Source organism: Mesorhizobium sp. 2RAF45, assembly GCF_052115225.1.
Lineage (GTDB): Bacteria > Pseudomonadota > Alphaproteobacteria > Rhizobiales > Rhizobiaceae > Mesorhizobium > Mesorhizobium jarvisii.
Genome location: NZ_JBFRGG010000006.1, coordinates 71,635 through 87,168, shown reverse-complemented (window position 1 = coordinate 87,168; position 15,534 = coordinate 71,635). Strand labels below are relative to the sequence as shown.

The 15,534-nt window shown below is 63.6% G+C and carries 16 protein-coding genes; 4 read left to right on the top strand and 12 right to left on the bottom strand.

Features of this window, described 5'->3' with window-relative positions:
• Nucleotides 1–53: 53 nt before the first annotated feature.
• A complete protein-coding gene (locus AB4Z43_RS18040) occupies nucleotides 54–581 on the bottom strand; it encodes a glycosyltransferase (RefSeq protein WP_019856929.1) in 528 nt (175 codons plus the stop codon).
• A gap of 150 nt (nucleotides 582–731) precedes the next feature.
• Here AB4Z43_RS18040 and AB4Z43_RS18035 point away from each other — a divergent pair, with 150 nt between their 5' ends.
• Together AB4Z43_RS18035 and AB4Z43_RS18030 are read left to right on the top strand one after the other, a co-directional pair.
• The gene (locus tag AB4Z43_RS18035) at nucleotides 732–1,886 is read left to right on the top strand and encodes a PA0069 family radical SAM protein (protein ID WP_027046604.1); all 1,155 of its coding nucleotides are present in this window, start codon (nucleotides 732–734) and stop codon (nucleotides 1,884–1,886) included.
• A gap of 153 nt (nucleotides 1,887–2,039) precedes the next feature.
• The gene (locus tag AB4Z43_RS18030) at nucleotides 2,040–2,735 is read left to right on the top strand and encodes a ribonuclease HII (protein ID WP_019856927.1); all 696 of its coding nucleotides are present in this window, start codon (nucleotides 2,040–2,042) and stop codon (nucleotides 2,733–2,735) included.
• A gap of 122 nt (nucleotides 2,736–2,857) precedes the next feature.
• Here AB4Z43_RS18030 and AB4Z43_RS18025 read toward each other — a convergent pair whose 3' ends face one another.
• The 7 genes from AB4Z43_RS18025 to AB4Z43_RS17995 all read right to left on the bottom strand — a co-directional run bounded on the left by AB4Z43_RS18025 (nucleotide 2,858) and on the right by AB4Z43_RS17995 (nucleotide 8,457).
• Nucleotides 2,858–3,349, bottom strand: coding sequence for a F0F1 ATP synthase subunit B (locus AB4Z43_RS18025; RefSeq protein ID WP_019856926.1), 492 nt, complete (start codon nucleotides 3,347–3,349; stop codon nucleotides 2,858–2,860).
• A 10-nt stretch (nucleotides 3,350–3,359) separates the two neighbouring features.
• Nucleotides 3,360–3,959, bottom strand: coding sequence for a F0F1 ATP synthase subunit B (locus AB4Z43_RS18020; protein ID WP_441938645.1), 600 nt, complete (start codon nucleotides 3,957–3,959; stop codon nucleotides 3,360–3,362).
• A 67-nt stretch (nucleotides 3,960–4,026) separates the two neighbouring features.
• Nucleotides 4,027–4,251: a F0F1 ATP synthase subunit C gene (locus AB4Z43_RS18015; RefSeq protein WP_013896722.1), complete on the bottom strand. Its 225-nt coding sequence runs from the start codon at nucleotides 4,249–4,251 to the stop codon at nucleotides 4,027–4,029.
• Nucleotides 4,252–4,327: 76 nt separating this feature from the next.
• Nucleotides 4,328–5,086, bottom strand: a complete 759-nt coding sequence (locus AB4Z43_RS18010) for a F0F1 ATP synthase subunit A (RefSeq protein ID WP_019856924.1) — start codon at nucleotides 5,084–5,086, stop codon at nucleotides 4,328–4,330.
• Between the two features lie 84 nt (nucleotides 5,087–5,170).
• Entirely contained in the window at nucleotides 5,171–5,578 is a 408-nt protein-coding gene (locus AB4Z43_RS18005; protein WP_441938644.1) for an AtpZ/AtpI family protein, read from the bottom strand.
• A gap of 256 nt (nucleotides 5,579–5,834) precedes the next feature.
• The gene (locus AB4Z43_RS18000) at nucleotides 5,835–7,019 is read right to left on the bottom strand and encodes a cell wall hydrolase (protein ID WP_064983065.1); all 1,185 of its coding nucleotides are present in this window, start codon (nucleotides 7,017–7,019) and stop codon (nucleotides 5,835–5,837) included.
• A gap of 145 nt (nucleotides 7,020–7,164) precedes the next feature.
• Nucleotides 7,165–8,457 (bottom strand): MFS transporter, encoded by a 1,293-nt coding sequence (locus AB4Z43_RS17995; protein WP_441938643.1) that lies wholly within the window; start codon nucleotides 8,455–8,457, stop codon nucleotides 7,165–7,167.
• 119 nt (nucleotides 8,458–8,576) lie between these two features.
• Here AB4Z43_RS17995 and AB4Z43_RS17990 point away from each other — a divergent pair, with 119 nt between their 5' ends.
• Nucleotides 8,577–9,494 (top strand): LysR substrate-binding domain-containing protein, encoded by a 918-nt coding sequence (locus tag AB4Z43_RS17990; protein WP_202360423.1) that lies wholly within the window; start codon nucleotides 8,577–8,579, stop codon nucleotides 9,492–9,494.
• 18 nt (nucleotides 9,495–9,512) lie between these two features.
• On the opposite strand, the gene der is transcribed toward AB4Z43_RS17990, so the two are convergent.
• Complete coding sequence (gene der, locus AB4Z43_RS17985; protein WP_441938642.1) at nucleotides 9,513–10,952, bottom strand: ribosome biogenesis GTPase Der; 1,440 nt, start codon at nucleotides 10,950–10,952, stop codon at nucleotides 9,513–9,515.
• Between the two features lie 63 nt (nucleotides 10,953–11,015).
• Nucleotides 11,016–11,681 (bottom strand): tetratricopeptide repeat protein, encoded by a 666-nt coding sequence (locus AB4Z43_RS17980; protein ID WP_019856919.1) that lies wholly within the window; start codon nucleotides 11,679–11,681, stop codon nucleotides 11,016–11,018.
• 236 nt (nucleotides 11,682–11,917) lie between these two features.
• Here AB4Z43_RS17980 and AB4Z43_RS17975 point away from each other — a divergent pair, with 236 nt between their 5' ends.
• Entirely contained in the window at nucleotides 11,918–12,925 is a 1,008-nt protein-coding gene (locus AB4Z43_RS17975; protein WP_441938641.1) for a polysaccharide deacetylase family protein, read from the top strand.
• A gap of 30 nt (nucleotides 12,926–12,955) precedes the next feature.
• Here AB4Z43_RS17975 and sbmA read toward each other — a convergent pair whose 3' ends face one another.
• A complete protein-coding gene (gene sbmA / locus AB4Z43_RS17970) occupies nucleotides 12,956–14,215 on the bottom strand; it encodes a peptide antibiotic transporter SbmA (RefSeq protein WP_019856917.1) in 1,260 nt (419 codons plus the stop codon).
• A 114-nt stretch (nucleotides 14,216–14,329) separates the two neighbouring features.
• Nucleotides 14,330–15,490, bottom strand: a complete 1,161-nt coding sequence (locus AB4Z43_RS17965; RefSeq protein ID WP_441938640.1) for a YbfB/YjiJ family MFS transporter — start codon at nucleotides 15,488–15,490, stop codon at nucleotides 14,330–14,332.
• Nucleotides 15,491–15,534 lie beyond the last annotated feature (44 nt).

Here is a 15,534-nt window from a genome sequence, read left to right as displayed (position 1 = left end):
AATCTTACGTCGCATTTTGTGCAACGCACAATGAACAGAGCAGATGCAAAAAATCACTTCGGCGCCCGGGGCTGCTGCTTGGGCGGCGCCACCCAGATCTCGGCTTCGAGCTTCTTCGTCGCCAGGCCACGCGCCAGCGCCTCGGCGCTGCCGGCGTTTTTCGACAGGGACGCCGCCTGGCGCTTGCTGATCACCAGCCCGTCGGCGAGCGCGCGGTTTCCCGAAAAGACCCGGGCGAGGAACGGCGCGCGGCTGCCGCGCGCGCGAGAAAACCGTGCCGCCATGGTTTGCCTCGCCGTGTGGGCGACGACCGCGTCGATCCAGCCCTCCACCAGCCGCGCGCCCGGCTCCAGCAACAGCAGCCAATCGCCCTTGGCCTGCCTTATCCCGGCGGCGATGCCGCCGCTTGCTACGTAGTGGCAGCCAGCATGCTCGGCGACATGATGCGTCTGGTCGGTGGAGCCGGTGTCGCAGACGATGACGTCGCGCACCACGCCCTCCACCGCGCCGCCGATCAGCGAGCCGAGCGTACGGGCGAGAGCCTCCTCGTCATTGCGGGTTTCGATGAGAACACTGAGCATATTTAGCCGAATAGCGGAAAGCCGCGCATAGCGCCAGTTTTTGCGGCGCAGCATAGAAAGTTCTTGCTTTGTTCTCATCGGCAAAATAGGAATAATTTCATGAACAGAGCGATTCGAAACAACATGGACAGTCCCTGGGAGCGGGCCAAGATGGAACCGATCGTGCGCGCCGACATTGCAGCCTTCGGGGCAGGGCGAGCCGAAATGGCCAATGCGATGATCGAGCAGAGTGGCATGCGCATCCGTCCGGACCGCAACCGCGGACGGTCGGCGGGCATCAATCCGTCCGGCCGCTTCGAACCGGTCAGCCGGCATGTGTTCGACGATGGCTGGAGTTCGCTGGAGGAACTGCCGCCGTTCAAGACCGAGGTGCAGGTGGAGAAGCCGCGCACCATCATCACCCGCAACGAATCGCCCGACATCTCCTTCGACCGGTCGATCAACCCCTATCGCGGCTGTGAACATGGCTGCGTCTATTGTTTCGCGCGGCCGACGCATGCGTTCATGGGCCTGTCGCCGGGGCTGGATTTCGAATCCAAGCTGTTCGCCAAGCCGGATGCGGCGCGGCTGCTTGACAAGGAACTGTCGAAGGACGGCTACCAGCCGCGCACCATCGCCATCGGCACCAACACCGATCCCTACCAGCCGATCGAGAAACAGTACCGGATCATGCGCGAGATCCTGGAAGTGCTGGAAGCGCGCGGCCATCCGGTCGGCATCGTCACCAAATCCGCTCTGGTGACGCGCGACATCGACATATTGTCGCGCATGGCCGAACGCGGGCTGGCCAAGGTGGCGCTGTCGGTGACGACAATGGACCGCATACTGGCCAGGACGATGGAGCCCCGCGCGTCGACGCCGACCAAGCGGCTCGAAGCGATCCGGCAGCTTTCTGACGCCGGCATTCCGGCTTCGGTCATGGTGGCGCCGATCATCCCCGGCCTCACCGACCAGGAGATGGAGCGGATCCTCGATTCGGCGTACGCCGCCGGTGCGCGCGAGGCAGGTTACGTCGTGCTGCGTCTGCCGCTGGAGGTCAGCCCGATCTTCAAGGACTGGCTGCTGCGCCACTATCCCGACCGTTACCGCCACGTGATGTCGCTGATCCGCTCGATGCGCGACGGCAAGGATTACGATTCGGAATGGGGCAAGCGCATGAAGGGCGCCGGACCCTACGCCTGGCAGATCGGCCGCCGCTTCGAAATCACCGCCAAGCGGCTTGGCCTCAACACCGAACGGCGCACGCTGCGCACCGACCAGTTCGTCGCCGCCGGAAAGGACCAGGAGCAGCTGATGCTGCTGTGAGACTGCAATTCGCCGCGGCGGTTTGAGCTGCCACGGCGCACAAAATCCCGTCCGGCCTGCCCCGGCCTGCAGACGGTGCCCTCCCGGTCCGGCGCCCCACCCGACCCGGAGGGACTTGCGGAGAATCGGAGCCGATGCGAACCTCGCCGCAACATGGCTCGCGCGCGTTCCGATTCTCCGCTTCTCTTCGAAATCGTCGAGAAACCCGATTTCTCCTTCGAAACGAAGGCGATGGCGGATGGGCTTTGGCCGGTCGCCGGGATGGACGAGGCTGGCCGAGGGCCGCTGGCTGGACCGGTGGTCGCGGCAGCGGTGGTGCTCGACCCAGCCAACATCCCCGAAGGCCTCGACGATTCCAAACGGCTCAGCCATTTGCAGCGTGAGGCGCTGTTCCTGCGCATCCTCGGCTCCGCGCAAGCGGTCTCGATGGCCTCGATCAGCGCTGAGGGCATCGACGGCAGCAACATCCTCAAGGCGAGCCTCGAGGCGATGCGCCGCGCTTTGGTCGGGCTGTCGGTTCGCCCGAAGCTAGCGCTTGCCGACGGCCGCGACGTGCCGCCTGGACTGCCGTGCGACGGACGCGCCTTGATCAAGGGCGACCAGCGCTCGCAATCGATCGCCGCCGCCTCGATCGTCGCCAAGGTGATGCGCGACCGCATGATGTGCGGCTGCGGCAGCCACCACGACCGCTACGGCTTCGAGGTCCATATGGGCTACGCCACGGCCCGCCACCGCACGGCGATCGAGGCGCATGGCCCGGTTGCACGGCTGCACCGCGTGTCGTTCGCGCCGTTCAGGCTGGGCGGGGCGGAAGTGACCGAAGAAGAGAGCTTCGCAGAGCTCGATTGAGCAAACTGGCCGAGTGGGCGATCTCCGCTCTCGTTCGGAGATCGACAGCGTTGACCTCAGCGCTGAAACAAAAAAGCCGCCAGGTTGCCCCGGCGGCTTTCTGATTTCCAAATGTTGTCAGCCTAGTTCAGCTTGGCCTTCACATCCGCGAGCGAAGCCTTGAACAGGTCGGCTCCGGCCTTGACGTCGACCTTGGCGGCGAGCAGCGCGCGGGCGGCTTCGACGGCGATGTCGACGGCACTGGCGCGCACCTCGGCGACCGCGTCACGCTCGGCCTGACCGATCTTCTGCTCGGCAAGTGCCGTGCGCCGGGCAACATAGTCTTCGGTCTTCTTGTGCGCTTCGGTGGCGAGCATTTCGGCCTCGCGCTTGGCGGCCGCGACGATGTCGGCAGCCTCCTGCTCGGCTTCCTTGCGCTTCTTCTTGTACTGGCCGAGCAGTTGCTGGGCCTCGTCGCGCAGTTTGCGGGCCTCATCGAGTTCGCTGCTGATCCTGGCAGCGCGGGCGTCGAGCGCCTTGGCGATAAGACCGGGCACCTTGATGTAGATGGCGACGCCCAGGAAGATGATCAGGGCAATCGTGGCCCAAAGCGTTGCGAGAGATGTAGCGTCCATGATGCGCTCCTCACCGGGCCACGGATTTGACCGCGGCCGCGATCTCGGCCTTGCTGGCCTTGCCGCCGACCAGGGCCTCGACGATCGCCGAAGCAGTGTCCTCGGCGATGCTGCCGACTTCCTTCATGGCGTTGGCCTTGATGGAAGAAATGCGCGCCTCGGCTTCGCCAAGCTTCTCGTCGAGCGCGGCCTCGATCTTCTTGCGCGCGGTCTCGGCTTCCGCCTTGGCAGCATCGGCGGCCTGCTGGCCGATCGAGCTGGCGTTCTTCTTGGCTTCCGCCAGTTCCTGCTCGTAGGCAGCAACGGCGGCGTCGGCCTCGCCCTTCAACTTGCTCGCCTGATCGAGATCCTGGCTGATGCGATCGTTGCGGACATCGATGATGCCGCCGACGCGCGGCACCACGACCCGCTTCAGGAAGAGGTAGAACAGCCCGAAAGTGATCGCCAGCCACAGAAGCTGCGACGGGAAGGTCGCAGGATCGAAGGGCGGAAATGCGCCATGCGCTTCGGCAGGCACGCCGGTACCGGAGTGCGTATCGGCTCCGGTCGCAGCATGGCTGGTATCGGCTGATGGCGCGGACTCTTGCGCGAAGGCAGATGTCACGAACATGGACTATCCCCAGATATCAGGCCCGCCGCTTGCGCGGCCGGCCTGTCCAATCTTCCCAAAGCCTGGCTCAGCCGAACAGGGCCAGCAGCGCGATGAGAAGCGAGAAGATGCCCAGAGCTTCGGTCACGGCGAAGCCGAAGATCAGGCGGCCGAACTGGCCATCAGCAGCCGACGGGTTGCGCAGCGCGCCCGACAGGTAGCTGCCGAAGATGTTGCCCAGGCCAATGCCCGCGCCACCCATGCCCAGGCAAGCGATGCCGGCGCCGATGTACTTTGCTGCTTCTGCGTCCATTTGTTCAACTCCTTTGGATCTGAAATTCCGTTGCGTTTCCATCCGGCGCCGACGTCGTTGGGCCGGAAACTTTTCCTCAATGCCCGGGATGCAGGGCGTCGTTGAGATACATGCAGGTCAACACCGCGAAGACGTAGGCCTGCAGGAAGGCGACCAGCAATTCAAGCGCCGTCAGCGCCACCGCCATGGCCAGCGGCAGGACCGAGCCCGCGACGCCGACCGCGCCGAGAGCGGAGAGGCTGACGACGAAGCCCGAAAACACCTTCAGCGTGATGTGACCGGCAAGCATGTTGGCGAACAGACGAACCGAGAGGCTGACCGGCCGCGAGACGAAGGAGATGACTTCGATCAGCACCACGAGCGGCAGCAAGAACACCGGCACGCCATGCGGCACGAAGAGTTTCAGGAAGCCGAGACCGTGCTTCATGAAGCCATAAACCACCACGGTTCCGATCACCAAGGCGGCGAGGCCGAAGGTGACGATGATGTGGCTGGTGACGGTGAAGAAATAGGGGAACAGGCCGAGCAGATTGGCGACCAGCACGAACATGAACAGCGAAAACACGAAGGGGAAGAACTTCATGCCCTGCGTGCCGGCGGCATCGCGCAGCATGTTGCCGACGAATTCATAGGCCATCTCGGAGATCGACTGCAGGCGGCCGGGAACCAGGCTGCGGCTCGATGTCGTGAGGAACAGGAACGCGGCGGCGACGACCACGGTCGCGACCATGAACAATGCCGAATTCGTGAAGGACAGGTCGTAGCCGCCGATGTTAATCGGAACCAGCTTGATGATATGGAACTGGTGGATCGGATCGACCTTGTCAGCTGCCACGTTCTAACCCCGTCAATGCCGCGTACGGCCAAATTACCATTGCCGCACGAGGGCGGCTATTTCCGAATGCCGCCTGAAGGGCGGTCATTTGCTGTCGTCCCGGCCAGAGCGCGATTTATCGCCCTGTCCGAATTCTGCCACAACGCCTGCCGAACGCATGACATTGAGCACGCCGGCGCCAAAACCAAGCAGCAGGAAAACGATCAGACCCCACGGCGATGTCCCCGCCATACGGTCGATGATCCAGCCGATGCCGGCGCCCACCACCACACCAGCGATAAATTCACTGGAGAGTTTGACCGCCTGGCCATAACCGGCCGCACTGCCCGCTTTCGCGTCGTCTTTCCCCTCGAGCCGGTTCGGCAGCCTTGTCGCAAGCGATGCTTCAAGTTCACGCCGACGTCGCTCAAGATCGTCGTCGCGGATGCCGGTTTCATGCTGCTTGCCGCGGCCGGTTTCTCCGGTTCCGTCTGGCCCATTCTTGTCGGCCATCGCAACCCCCCTGCCCGGTCAGACCGTCACCGTCCGTCCGCTTCTAAAGTCGCCGGCAACATAGTTAGAGGGTTTGCGCCCGTCAAGCCACGGGCGGAAGATCATTGCCATGTATTTTAGGCAATAAAATCAACAAATTAGAGAGGTGCGACATCGTGCCCGTCGCGATGATGTGGATGCGCCGCACGAATCCCCCCGGCAACGGCTCCCTGATCGAGCCTGTGGCCGGCGAAAAAGACCATCGGCCGGCGAGCCCTCAGCTCCAGCCCCCGCCATAGGTGCGGTAGAAGATATGCAGGCCGATCTTCGTCATCTTCTGCATGGTGCGCGCCCAGCCCGGATGGACATATTGGGCATAGTAGTGGGTCGACGATCCGACCTCGGGAATGAATATCTTGCCGGCGGTGACGGCCATGGCGATATCCTGCGCGGTCTTGTAAGCGGCAGGGCTGTCGATGCGCTTCCTCCTGCCGTCGCAGGCGAAGGAGAACTGGCAGCGGTTGAACCAGCTGTCATTCTGGTAGACCACGCCGCAGATCGAATTGGGATAGGCCGGATTGCGCACGCGGTTGAGGATGACCTGGGCAACGGCGGCCTGGCCGCGCACGGATTCGCTCCGCGCCTCGAAATAGATGCCATTGGCCAGGCACTTTTGCTCAGGCTTGGAGAAGACGCTGGCCGGAAGCGGGTTCTGGATCCATGAATGGTCGCCCTTGGCCATCGGCGGAATAAAGCGGCCGCTATTGGGCTGCTCATCCTGCAGCAGAGCTTCGAAGGGCGAGGCCTTGGCATAGTCCGGCTCGGATTGCGCGTAGGCCGTCGCCAGAACATCCGGATGATCGTTGTTGACCAGGGCGGCAAGCATGGCCGGCACGCCGGGATCCGGCTTCTTGTCCTCACGCGCGTGGAATTCCGCGGCGATCTGGATTTCCTTGCCTTTGATCTGCGGCTTGGCGAAAGCCATCTTCAGGCCGCCGTCCATGCTCGGCCGCATCAAGGAAGAGGTCCGCTGGAAGATCGAACCGGCGTTGAAGTTTTTCGGCGGCGCAACGGGAGACACCTGGACGATGCGGCCTTTCTTGTCGGCGCGCACCACGCGGTCCTCGTCGGGCGAGCCACTGACCTTGCCGCCCTTGCCGCGAAACGACACGTTGCCGACGCCAGCCAGATGAATGCCCGATCCGGAGATCGAGCCGGTGACGTCGGAATCGACAAAGGGCATCTCGGCGGCATGGGTCGAACCGGCGACGGATCTCTCGACATAGGAATTCCAGCGCGCGGTCGGCGATTCGAGGCCGGAGACGAGACTGGTCATGTCCTGATAGGCGGCAACGGTCGGGAAGCCGATCCAGATGCCGAGGCCGATGATGAAAGGAGACACAAAATTGCGTTTCTTCTCACCGGCGGCGGCGACAAGCCGCTTCAAGACGCGTCGATGCACGGAACTCTCTCCAGGAACGCTACTGACCCCACTGGAGAGCAAAATGATGCATTAACCTTGATGGGACGTTAACGGGATCGATCGGGTTTTCTCAGTCGGCTCAAGGTCGTGGTTTCGAAGTCGGGCGGTTTTACGGCCGGAGCGTTCAGGCGGGTCGCAGGAAGACCGGCCAGGCGATCAGCGCGCAGACGGCAGCCGACAGCCAGACACCGGACCAGGACCAGAGGTGCAGCAACCCCGGAATGGCCACCGGCACAAGGAAGAAGCCAACGAAGACAAAGGTGTTAGCCAGGCTGAGCGCGGTTCCGACATGGCCGGCGCCGGCAAGCGTGGCAAGCTCGGTATAGGCGACACCATGCCAGGCGGAGACCGAGATGCCCGCGACAATCAACACCAAGGGAAGGACGGCGATCAGAAAGGACTGGCCGCCCGGCAATGCGGGGCTGGCCAGGACCATCAGCCAAAGCACAGAGAAGGCCAACCCGCTGAGCGCACCGCACGAGCGCAGAAACTGGCGACGGTTGCCATTGTGGTCGGTGAAGCGGCCGCTCCAGACGCGGATGACCATGGCGCCGATCTGCACGGTTGCGAGGCTCGCGCTGATCGCCGCCGTCCCCAACCCGACGAAGTCGTGCAGGAACACCGATGCGAAGGTGAGCACCGCGACCTGCGGGAAGCAGAGCAGGCCGATGGCGGTGGCGATGCGCCAGACCTCGATGTTGCGCAGCGGCGCCGGTCCGGCCACGGCGGACGCAGCGACGTGAGCCGCCGTCGGCGGCTCGTGCAGCCAACGCCAGGCAAACAGCGCGGAGAGAGCGGATGCGCCCGCCAGCAGCGCGAACACCGCGGAAAAGCCAAAAGCGAGCGCAAGGGACGGCAGGACAAGCGCGCCGAGACCGCCGCCGAGTGGCACCGCCGTCTGCCTTATGCTCATGGCGAAACCGCGCTCGTTTTCCCGGAACCAGCCCATGATGGCGCGGCCGCTCGAGCCGTTGACGCTGCCGCCGAGCAGTCCGGTGAGGAGCAGGCTTGCCGCCAGGAGCATGACATCGGGAACGCCCGACCTCTTCGGCACGACGAGCATGGCCATGGCAAGGAGCCAGGCCGCCGTCGCGCCAAGCCCGATCAGGAGCACGCGGCGATCGCCCCAGCGATCCGTGAGCAAGCCCCAGGGCAATTCGCTGAGCGCAACGCCCAAGCCGAGAAGGCCGAGTGCGAGGCCAAGTTCGGCATTGCTTAGGTGGTAGCCCTGACGCAGCACGACCGCCGTTGCCGGTATGCCGGAGAAGGTGGCCGAGAAACTGGCGTTGGCGGCGACACCGATGCCCAGGACCTTCCAGCGGTGGCCGGGGCTGAACACCCTTCCGGCAGGGCCGGCAGCACTGCCTCCCAGCAATTTCTGCGTGTCTTTGTCGGTGCAGTCGAGGATGGCGGACATGGTTTCATTCCCGTGACGGCCCAGTCGCCTGGACCTTGACGGCATTTCTCTAACGCCATAGGTTTATCCTTAAAATCAGGAAGTTTTTGACTATCAATCCTGAAAAGCAGGACGTTTCCATGCAACGCGTGACCTTCGACCTCGACGTTCTCCGCAGTTTTGTCACCGGCATGGAGCTGGGCAGCTTTGCCAAGGCCGCCGACCGGCTTGGCCGGTCGACCTCGGCGGTCAGCGCGCAATTGAAGAAACTGGAAGAGCAGGCAGCGACGCCGATCTTCCGCAAATCGGGGCGTGGGCTGGCCTTGACCGAGGCCGGTGAGACTATGCTCGGCTATGCGCGGCGGCTGCTCGAACTAAATGACGAGGCGGCGGCGGCCATCCACGATGTCGAACTGGAGGGCTGGGTGCGGCTCGGCCTGCAGGAGGATTTCGGCGAGGCGGTGCTGCCGGACGTGCTCGGCCGCTTCGCCCGCGCCCACCCCAAGGTCAAGATCGAGGCAAGGATCGCGCGCAGCCACGAGCTTGCCGAAAGGGTGATGTCAGGCAACCTCGACATCGCTCTCGCCTGGCACAGCGGCCAGACGCTGCCCTACAGCGAGCATGTCGCCGATGTTCCAATGCGCTGGATCGGCCCAGCAAAGCGCATCGAGACCAGTTTGCGCGACGGAGAACCGCTGCCGCTGGTGGCGCTCGAGGCGCCATGCCTGTTGCGCACGGTGGCGACGGAAACGCTCGACCGCGCCGGGCTGCCCTGGCGCATGGCCTTCTCCAGCCCGAGCCTTGGCGGCATATGGGCGGCTGTCGCGGCGGGGCTGGGGCTGACGATCCGTACCGATATCGGCCTGCCGGCCAGCGTCAGTGCGATGACGCCAGAGATTGCCGGTCTGCCGGCGCTGCCCAAGATGGCGTTGTTCCTGCACCGCCGGGATGCCGAACCCGAGCCGGTGGCGGCCCGCCTCGGAGACATATTGCTGGAGGCAGCGCGGCAGGCATTGCCGGGCAATGCGCGGATTGTGGGCTTGCGTGCGGTCGCCTGATCGGACGAGTACTGACGCTCAGCCGCGTTTCTTGGCCCGGCCGGCGAACGGATTGTCCGAGGTGCGCAGCGCGATGCGGATCGGCACGCCCGGCATGTCGAAGGCTTCGCGCAGGCTGTTGGAGAGATAGCGCACATAGGATTGCGGCATCGCATCCGGCCGCGAGCACTGGACCACAAAGCCCGGCGGCCGCGTCTTGGCCTGGGTGACGTACTTGACCTTCAGCCGGCGCCCGGCAACGGCGGGCGGCGGGTGATGCGCCAGTATGGCTTCCAGCCAGCGGTTGAGCTTGCCGGTTGAGACGCGGCTGTTCCAGACCTTGTGGGTCCGCAATACCGCATCCATCAGCTTGTCGAGGCCGCGCCCGGTCTCGGCCGAGACCGGCACCGCCTGGATGCCGCGCACCTGCGGCAGCAGCCGCTCGGTCTTCTCGCGCAGTTCCGCCAGAAGCTCCTGCGGATGATCGATCAGGTCCCATTTGTTGAAGGCGATCACCGGCGCCCTGCCCTCGCGGATGATCAAATCGGCGATCTGCAGATCCTGCTTCTCGAAGGGAATGGTGGCATCGAGCACGATGATAACGATCTCGGCGAAACGAATGGCGCGCAAGCCGTCCTGCACCGACATCACTTCCAGCTTTTCGTGGATCCTGGCCTTGCGGCGCATGCCGGCCGTGTCGAACAGCTTCAGCCGACGGCCATGCCAATCCCAGTCGACGGAGATCGAATCGCGGGTGATGCCGGCTTCCGGTCCGGTCAAAAGCCGCTCCTCGCCGATCAGCGCATTGATCAGCGTCGACTTGCCGGCATTCGGGCGGCCGACGACAGCGATGCGCATCGGCTTGGTGTCGTCGTAGGTGTGCACATCCTCGGCGTCAGGGTCGGCAATGTCCTCGCCGATCAGCACCTCGGTGGCGGCGATCTCGTCGTCTTCGCCCTCTTCCTCTTCGCCGAAGGCGCGCGCCTCGCCGATCGCCGCGATCACAGCATCGCGCAGATCGGGCATGCCCTGGCCATGTTCGGCCGAAACCGGGATCGGCTCGCCCAGCCCGAGTTCCCAGGCCTCCAGCATGCCGCCCTGCGCGCCTTTGGCCTCGGCCTTGTTGGCGACCAGAACCACCGGTTTGCCGGACTTGCGCACGATCTCGGCGAAGGTCCTGTCGTCGGGCAGCAGGCCGGACTTGGCGTCGATGGTGAAGAAGATCAGGTCGGCTTCGTGGATAGCGATCTCGGTCTGCGCGCGCATGCGGCCGGGCAAGGTCGATGCGCCGGCGTCCTCGAAACCAGCTGTGTCGATGACATCGAAATGCAGATCGTAAAGCTTGGCGGCATGGACGCGACGGTCGCGGGTGACGCCCGGCGTGTCGTCGACAAGCGCCAGCTTCCTTCCCACCAGCCGATTGAAAAGGGTCGATTTGCCGACGTTAGGTCTGCCGATGATGGCGACTTTGAAGGTCATACGGTCCTACAATCATGCATGTCGTTGTCCCAAAACCGCTGCACACTTTTGGGCGACATGCACTTACGAGGCATTGCCCGAGCCGCGGATCAGCTCGGACATCAGCGTTGCCCGCTCGCGGGTGTTGCGCGGGGCTCCGTCATCGGCCGCGATCTGGTCGAACAGTTTCAGCGCATCCTGGGTCTTGCCTTCCTTCCAGGCGGCAAGGCCGAGCGCCTCGCGCGCCGTGTGGCGCAGCGTGTTGGTGTCCGATGTCAGCGCCTCGACGCGGCTGGAGACGTCGGCGAAGGAACCGTGGTCGACGAGCAGCAGCGCTGCCCTGAGCCGCGCCATGTCGCGAATGCCCTGGGGAATGGCGGTGTCGGCGGCGACATCGTCGAAATCCTTGACGGCGGCAGCAGTGTCACCCTTGCTCGCCTTGACGGTGGCGGCACGCATGCGGGCAAGCAGCGGATAGGCGCCGTAGCCATCCTTCTCCAGCTGGTCGAGCGCGGCCAGCGCCTCGTCGTTCTTGCCGTCATTGGCGAGCTTCAGCGCTTGCGAGAAGGCATCGCCGGAGCGGTTGGCGCGCGTCTCGTCCCAATAGCGATAGCCGACGAAGGCAGCGGTGCCGAGCACCACGAGGATCGCGATGACGAGCAAAGCCGGGCCGAAACGGTCCCACAGCTTCTGCGCCTGCTCGCGACGCATCTCGTCGTTGACTTCACGGATAAAACTGTCGTCGGACATCAATCAAAACCACTTTTGCCCCGGGCCGGGGCGGTTCATGAGCCCGCGTTTTAGCGAAATTTTGTCGGCATGGAAGGGGTTCGGCCGGAAAATCGCCTATTCCCCGGGGGTAAACGGATGTTTGCCCGGGAGAAACGGATGTTTGCCCAGGGCAAACCGGCAAAAGCCCAATCGCACCCACGCCACATTTCGGGGATAGCCGGCTTTGTGATCGCCTGGAGCCAGTAAGTTTGCCGATGCCCAGTTTGTCTCGCGTTGCCGCGTTCGCGCTTGCCTCCCTCGCCTCTGCCGGCGCCGCTCTAGCCGATCCGCCCGCACCGCCAATGCCGGCAAAGCCGAAGCAGGTGGTCATCATCTCGTTCGACAGCGCCCGCGACATCTCGCAGTGGAAGCGCAGCCGCGCTCTGGCGGAGCGCACCGGCGCGCATTTCACCTATTTTCTCTCCTGCGTCTTCCTGCTGTCGCCGGAGACACGCAACGAATACACCGCACCGGGCAAAACAGCAGGTAAATCCAATATCGGCTTTGCCGCTTCCAAACGGGAGGTGGCCGAGCGGCTGGAACAGATCGGCCTCGCCGCGCATGAAGGCCACGATATCGCCAGCCACGCCTGCGGCCATTTCGACGGCAAGGACTGGAGCAAGGCCGACTGGCTGAAGGAATTCGCCTCGTTCGCACACATTCTCGAGAACGCCTATGCAATCAACGGCATCGCACCTGAACCCGCCGGCTGGCGCGATTTCGCCCGGCATTCCGTGGTCGGTTTCCGCGCGCCCTATCTGTCGGCCAGCAAGGCGCTTTACGAGGCGCTGCCCGCCGCCGGCTACGAGTTTGACGCCAGCGGCGTCTCGCAAGGGCCTGTCCAGCCGCCGACCATCGGCGGCATCACCCGCTTTTCACTGCCGCAGATCCCGGAAGGACCGAAATTAAGGCCGGTGATCGCCATGGATTACAATCTCTATGTCAGGCATTCCGGCGGCTTCGAAAAGCCGAGCAAGGCGGACGAGTTCGCCGAGCGGACCTATCAGGCGTTTCGCGCCGCCTTCGACGCGCAATATCAGGGCAAGCGCATTCCGCTGGAACTTGGCTTCCACTTCACGCTGATGAATGACGGAGCCTACTGGAACGCGCTGGAGCGCTTCGCCGGCGAGGTCTGCGTCAAGGCCGACGTCGAATGCATCAGTTTTCACGACTATATCGCGCGGCAGGCTGCCGGCCAGAAGCAAGCCTCGGTTGGCGGCTGAGCCGCCAACCCGGTTTACGTCAAACCCTTACTATGCCGGATCTTCGGCGCCCTGCCTTGCCAGATAGCGCTGATCGATATCGGGCAGCGGCTCGCCCAGCAGAGTCGCCTCGAAGGCGCGCAGGCGCTTATGGACCGATTGCAGCTCGACAATGGTCGACCACGAGGTGAGGAGGAACTGCAGCGAACCCGTCACCTTGCCGAAGGCGTTTGAGATCTGGTTCAGCGCACCGAACGTTATCTTGTGCGCGACCAGTGACGGACCCAGGATCAGCAGCGAGAAGATGTTGTCGGCCTGCAGGTAGGTGTACCGGACGACGTTGAAATAGATGTAGTGGAAATAGAGCCTGAAATAATTGTGGCGGACATTGGCGAACAGCTCGGCGGTGGTGGCAGGCTGTGCACGATCCACATGATCCTCGCCGTAAACCAGTTCCTTGCGGTAGGCGGCTTCGACGCGCTGGTTGCGGAACTGCAACCCCGGAAGTTTCAGGCCGGCAATCATCACCGAGATCGTTCCGAACAGACACCAGGCAAGCGCCGCGACCACCAGGGGCTGCGGGATCGCGCCGATGATCGGCAATTCGCTGATATGGGCCTGCAGCTGGATCATCACCGGCAGGAAGGCGATCAAGGTCATGATCGACTGGACGAAGCTGGAGCCGAGATCTTCCATGATCTGCGAAAACCGCATCGTGTCTTCCTGGATGCGCTGCGAAGCACCCTCGATATGGCGCAGCCTAGCCCAGTTCTCGATGAAGTAGTTGTTCATCGCCGTGCGCCAGCGGAAGATCCAGTGGCTGACGATAAAGGCATTGACCACCTGCACATTCATGCCGACCAGCGCCAGCCAGGAAAAGTCGGCCAGCCCGGTATAAAATTCACCGTTGGTCGATTTTCCGGTCCCTGACATCAGCCCCTGCACATAGTCGAAGAAAGGTCCGTACCAGGCGTTGACGGCGACGCTGACCTGCACATTGAAATAGATGAAGAACAGGATGACCGCCGTCATCAGGATCGACCAGCGCTGCCACGGATGCGGCGAATACCAACTCCAGAATGCGTAGAAGATGGCGACGCAGGCCACGAAGTAGATGTAGAACCAGAGGAACGGCTTCGACACGAGAACGGCGATACCGATGATGGGCGGCGCGTCGGCGGCGGCTGCCGGCAGGCCAAAAATCGCGCCCAATTGCTCACCGCCGAAAAACCAGAACAGGATCGCCGCAAGGCTCCAGATGGCGGCCGAAGAGAAGAAGAGCTTCGGCTGCGGGAAGAAGGATACGAACACTGTGGCGAATTCCTTGCTTGATGGGCAAATCAGCTGACTTCGGCGGGCATAAAGTCACACATTAGGGGGAAAGAAAATGCCTGCCCGATGCCCGGCGCAGAGCAAGACCACAAATCATGGCGATTTTGGCACGGCCGACCACGTGATGACGCCGGAGACCACCAGCATGGCCGCAGCGACAATCGAAGCGAGGAAGAAATTGCCTGACATCTGCGCCAAAAGGCCGGCGGCGATCGGGCCGACGATCTGGCCAAGGCCGAACGACGCCGTCATCAAGGCAAAGATGCGCCGGGGCGCCTGTGGCGCCTGCTGGCGGGCGGCCTGCAGGCCAAGCGCGGTGATGGCGATGAAGGTGCCGCCGAGCAGCAGACCGCCAAGCAGCGGCCCGGAATATCCGCCAAGCGCCACGCTGGCGGTGACGCCGATCACTTCTATGAAACATGCCAACGCATAGGCTGCATTGAGCCCGACCCGTCCGGCTATCATCTGCCACAACCAGGTCGAGGGAAAACCGGCGAGGCCGGCGACCAGCCAGACCATGGCCTCGAAGACGCGGCTGCCGCCGCCCTGGCGGACGATAGCCACCAGGAACGTCGCCGTCACCACATAGCCAAACCCAAACAGGCCGTAGGCGACGATCATCTTCATCAGCGACCGGTCTTTCGGCAGGGCCGGCTCACGGACGGCTTGGCCGTTGGCCAGCGGGCCTTCGTTCGCCAGCAGCGTCACGACCACGAAGCCGCAAGCTGAAATTGCCGCCGACCACAACCAGCCCGCAGCCCAGCCGGCATGCTCGGTGACCAGCACCGCCATCATCACCGCGGAGATCGCGATGCCGAGGCCGACACCGCCGAAATGCCAGGCCTGCAGGTCGCCACGACCGGCGGCATTGATGTGGCTGAAAACGATGCTGGCCATGAACACCATGACGAAGGCGCTGGCCAGACCGGCCAGAAAGCGGATGAGGAGAAAGGCGACCATGGCGTCGGTCAGCCCCATCAGCGCCGCCAGGACGGTGCTGGCGCCAAGACTGCCCAGCATCAGCAGACGCTCGCGGCCATGCGCCCAGCCGCCCGCCGCCACAAACGCGCCGATGAGGTAGCCGAGATAATTGGCCGAGGCGATCCACCCGGCATTGGCCGGCGACAGATGCAGCTCATCCATCATGCCGGGCAGGATCGGTGTATAGACGAAGCGGCCGATGCCCATGGCCACCGCCATCGCGATCATGCCGGCGACGGTGAAACGCAGCGCTGTTGAGGTGGCCGATCTCATTGCAGCGCACAATAAATGCAGGGATCGCTGAAACAATCCACCAT

Excerpts from the sequence above, each read along its gene's own strand:
- AB4Z43_RS18035 (WP_027046604.1), top strand. The coding sequence starts at position 732 with ATGGAACCGATCGTGCGCGCCGACATTGCAGCCTTCGGGGCAGGGCGA.
- AB4Z43_RS18015 (WP_013896722.1), bottom strand. The coding sequence starts at position 4,251 with ATGGACGCAGAAGCAGCAAAGTACATCGGCGCCGGCATCGCTTGCCTG.
- AB4Z43_RS17965 (WP_441938640.1), bottom strand. The coding sequence starts at position 15,490 with ATGAGATCGGCCACCTCAACAGCGCTGCGTTTCACCGTCGCCGGCATG.
- AB4Z43_RS17995 (WP_441938643.1), bottom strand. The coding sequence starts at position 8,457 with ATGTCCGCCATCCTCGACTGCACCGACAAAGACACGCAGAAATTGCTG.
- AB4Z43_RS18020 (WP_441938645.1), bottom strand. The coding sequence starts at position 3,959 with ATGTTCGTGACATCTGCCTTCGCGCAAGAGTCCGCGCCATCAGCCGAT.
- AB4Z43_RS18005 (WP_441938644.1), bottom strand. The coding sequence starts at position 5,578 with ATGGCCGACAAGAATGGGCCAGACGGAACCGGAGAAACCGGCCGCGGC.
- der (WP_441938642.1), bottom strand. The coding sequence starts at position 10,952 with ATGACCTTCAAAGTCGCCATCATCGGCAGACCTAACGTCGGCAAATCG.
- AB4Z43_RS17990 (WP_202360423.1), top strand. The coding sequence starts at position 8,577 with ATGCAACGCGTGACCTTCGACCTCGACGTTCTCCGCAGTTTTGTCACC.
- AB4Z43_RS17975 (WP_441938641.1), top strand. The coding sequence starts at position 11,918 with ATGCCCAGTTTGTCTCGCGTTGCCGCGTTCGCGCTTGCCTCCCTCGCC.
- AB4Z43_RS17980 (WP_019856919.1), bottom strand. The coding sequence starts at position 11,681 with ATGTCCGACGACAGTTTTATCCGTGAAGTCAACGACGAGATGCGTCGC.
- AB4Z43_RS18030 (WP_019856927.1), top strand. The coding sequence starts at position 2,040 with ATGGCTCGCGCGCGTTCCGATTCTCCGCTTCTCTTCGAAATCGTCGAG.
- AB4Z43_RS18025 (WP_019856926.1), bottom strand. The coding sequence starts at position 3,349 with ATGGACGCTACATCTCTCGCAACGCTTTGGGCCACGATTGCCCTGATC.
- AB4Z43_RS18040 (WP_019856929.1), bottom strand. The coding sequence starts at position 581 with ATGCTCAGTGTTCTCATCGAAACCCGCAATGACGAGGAGGCTCTCGCC.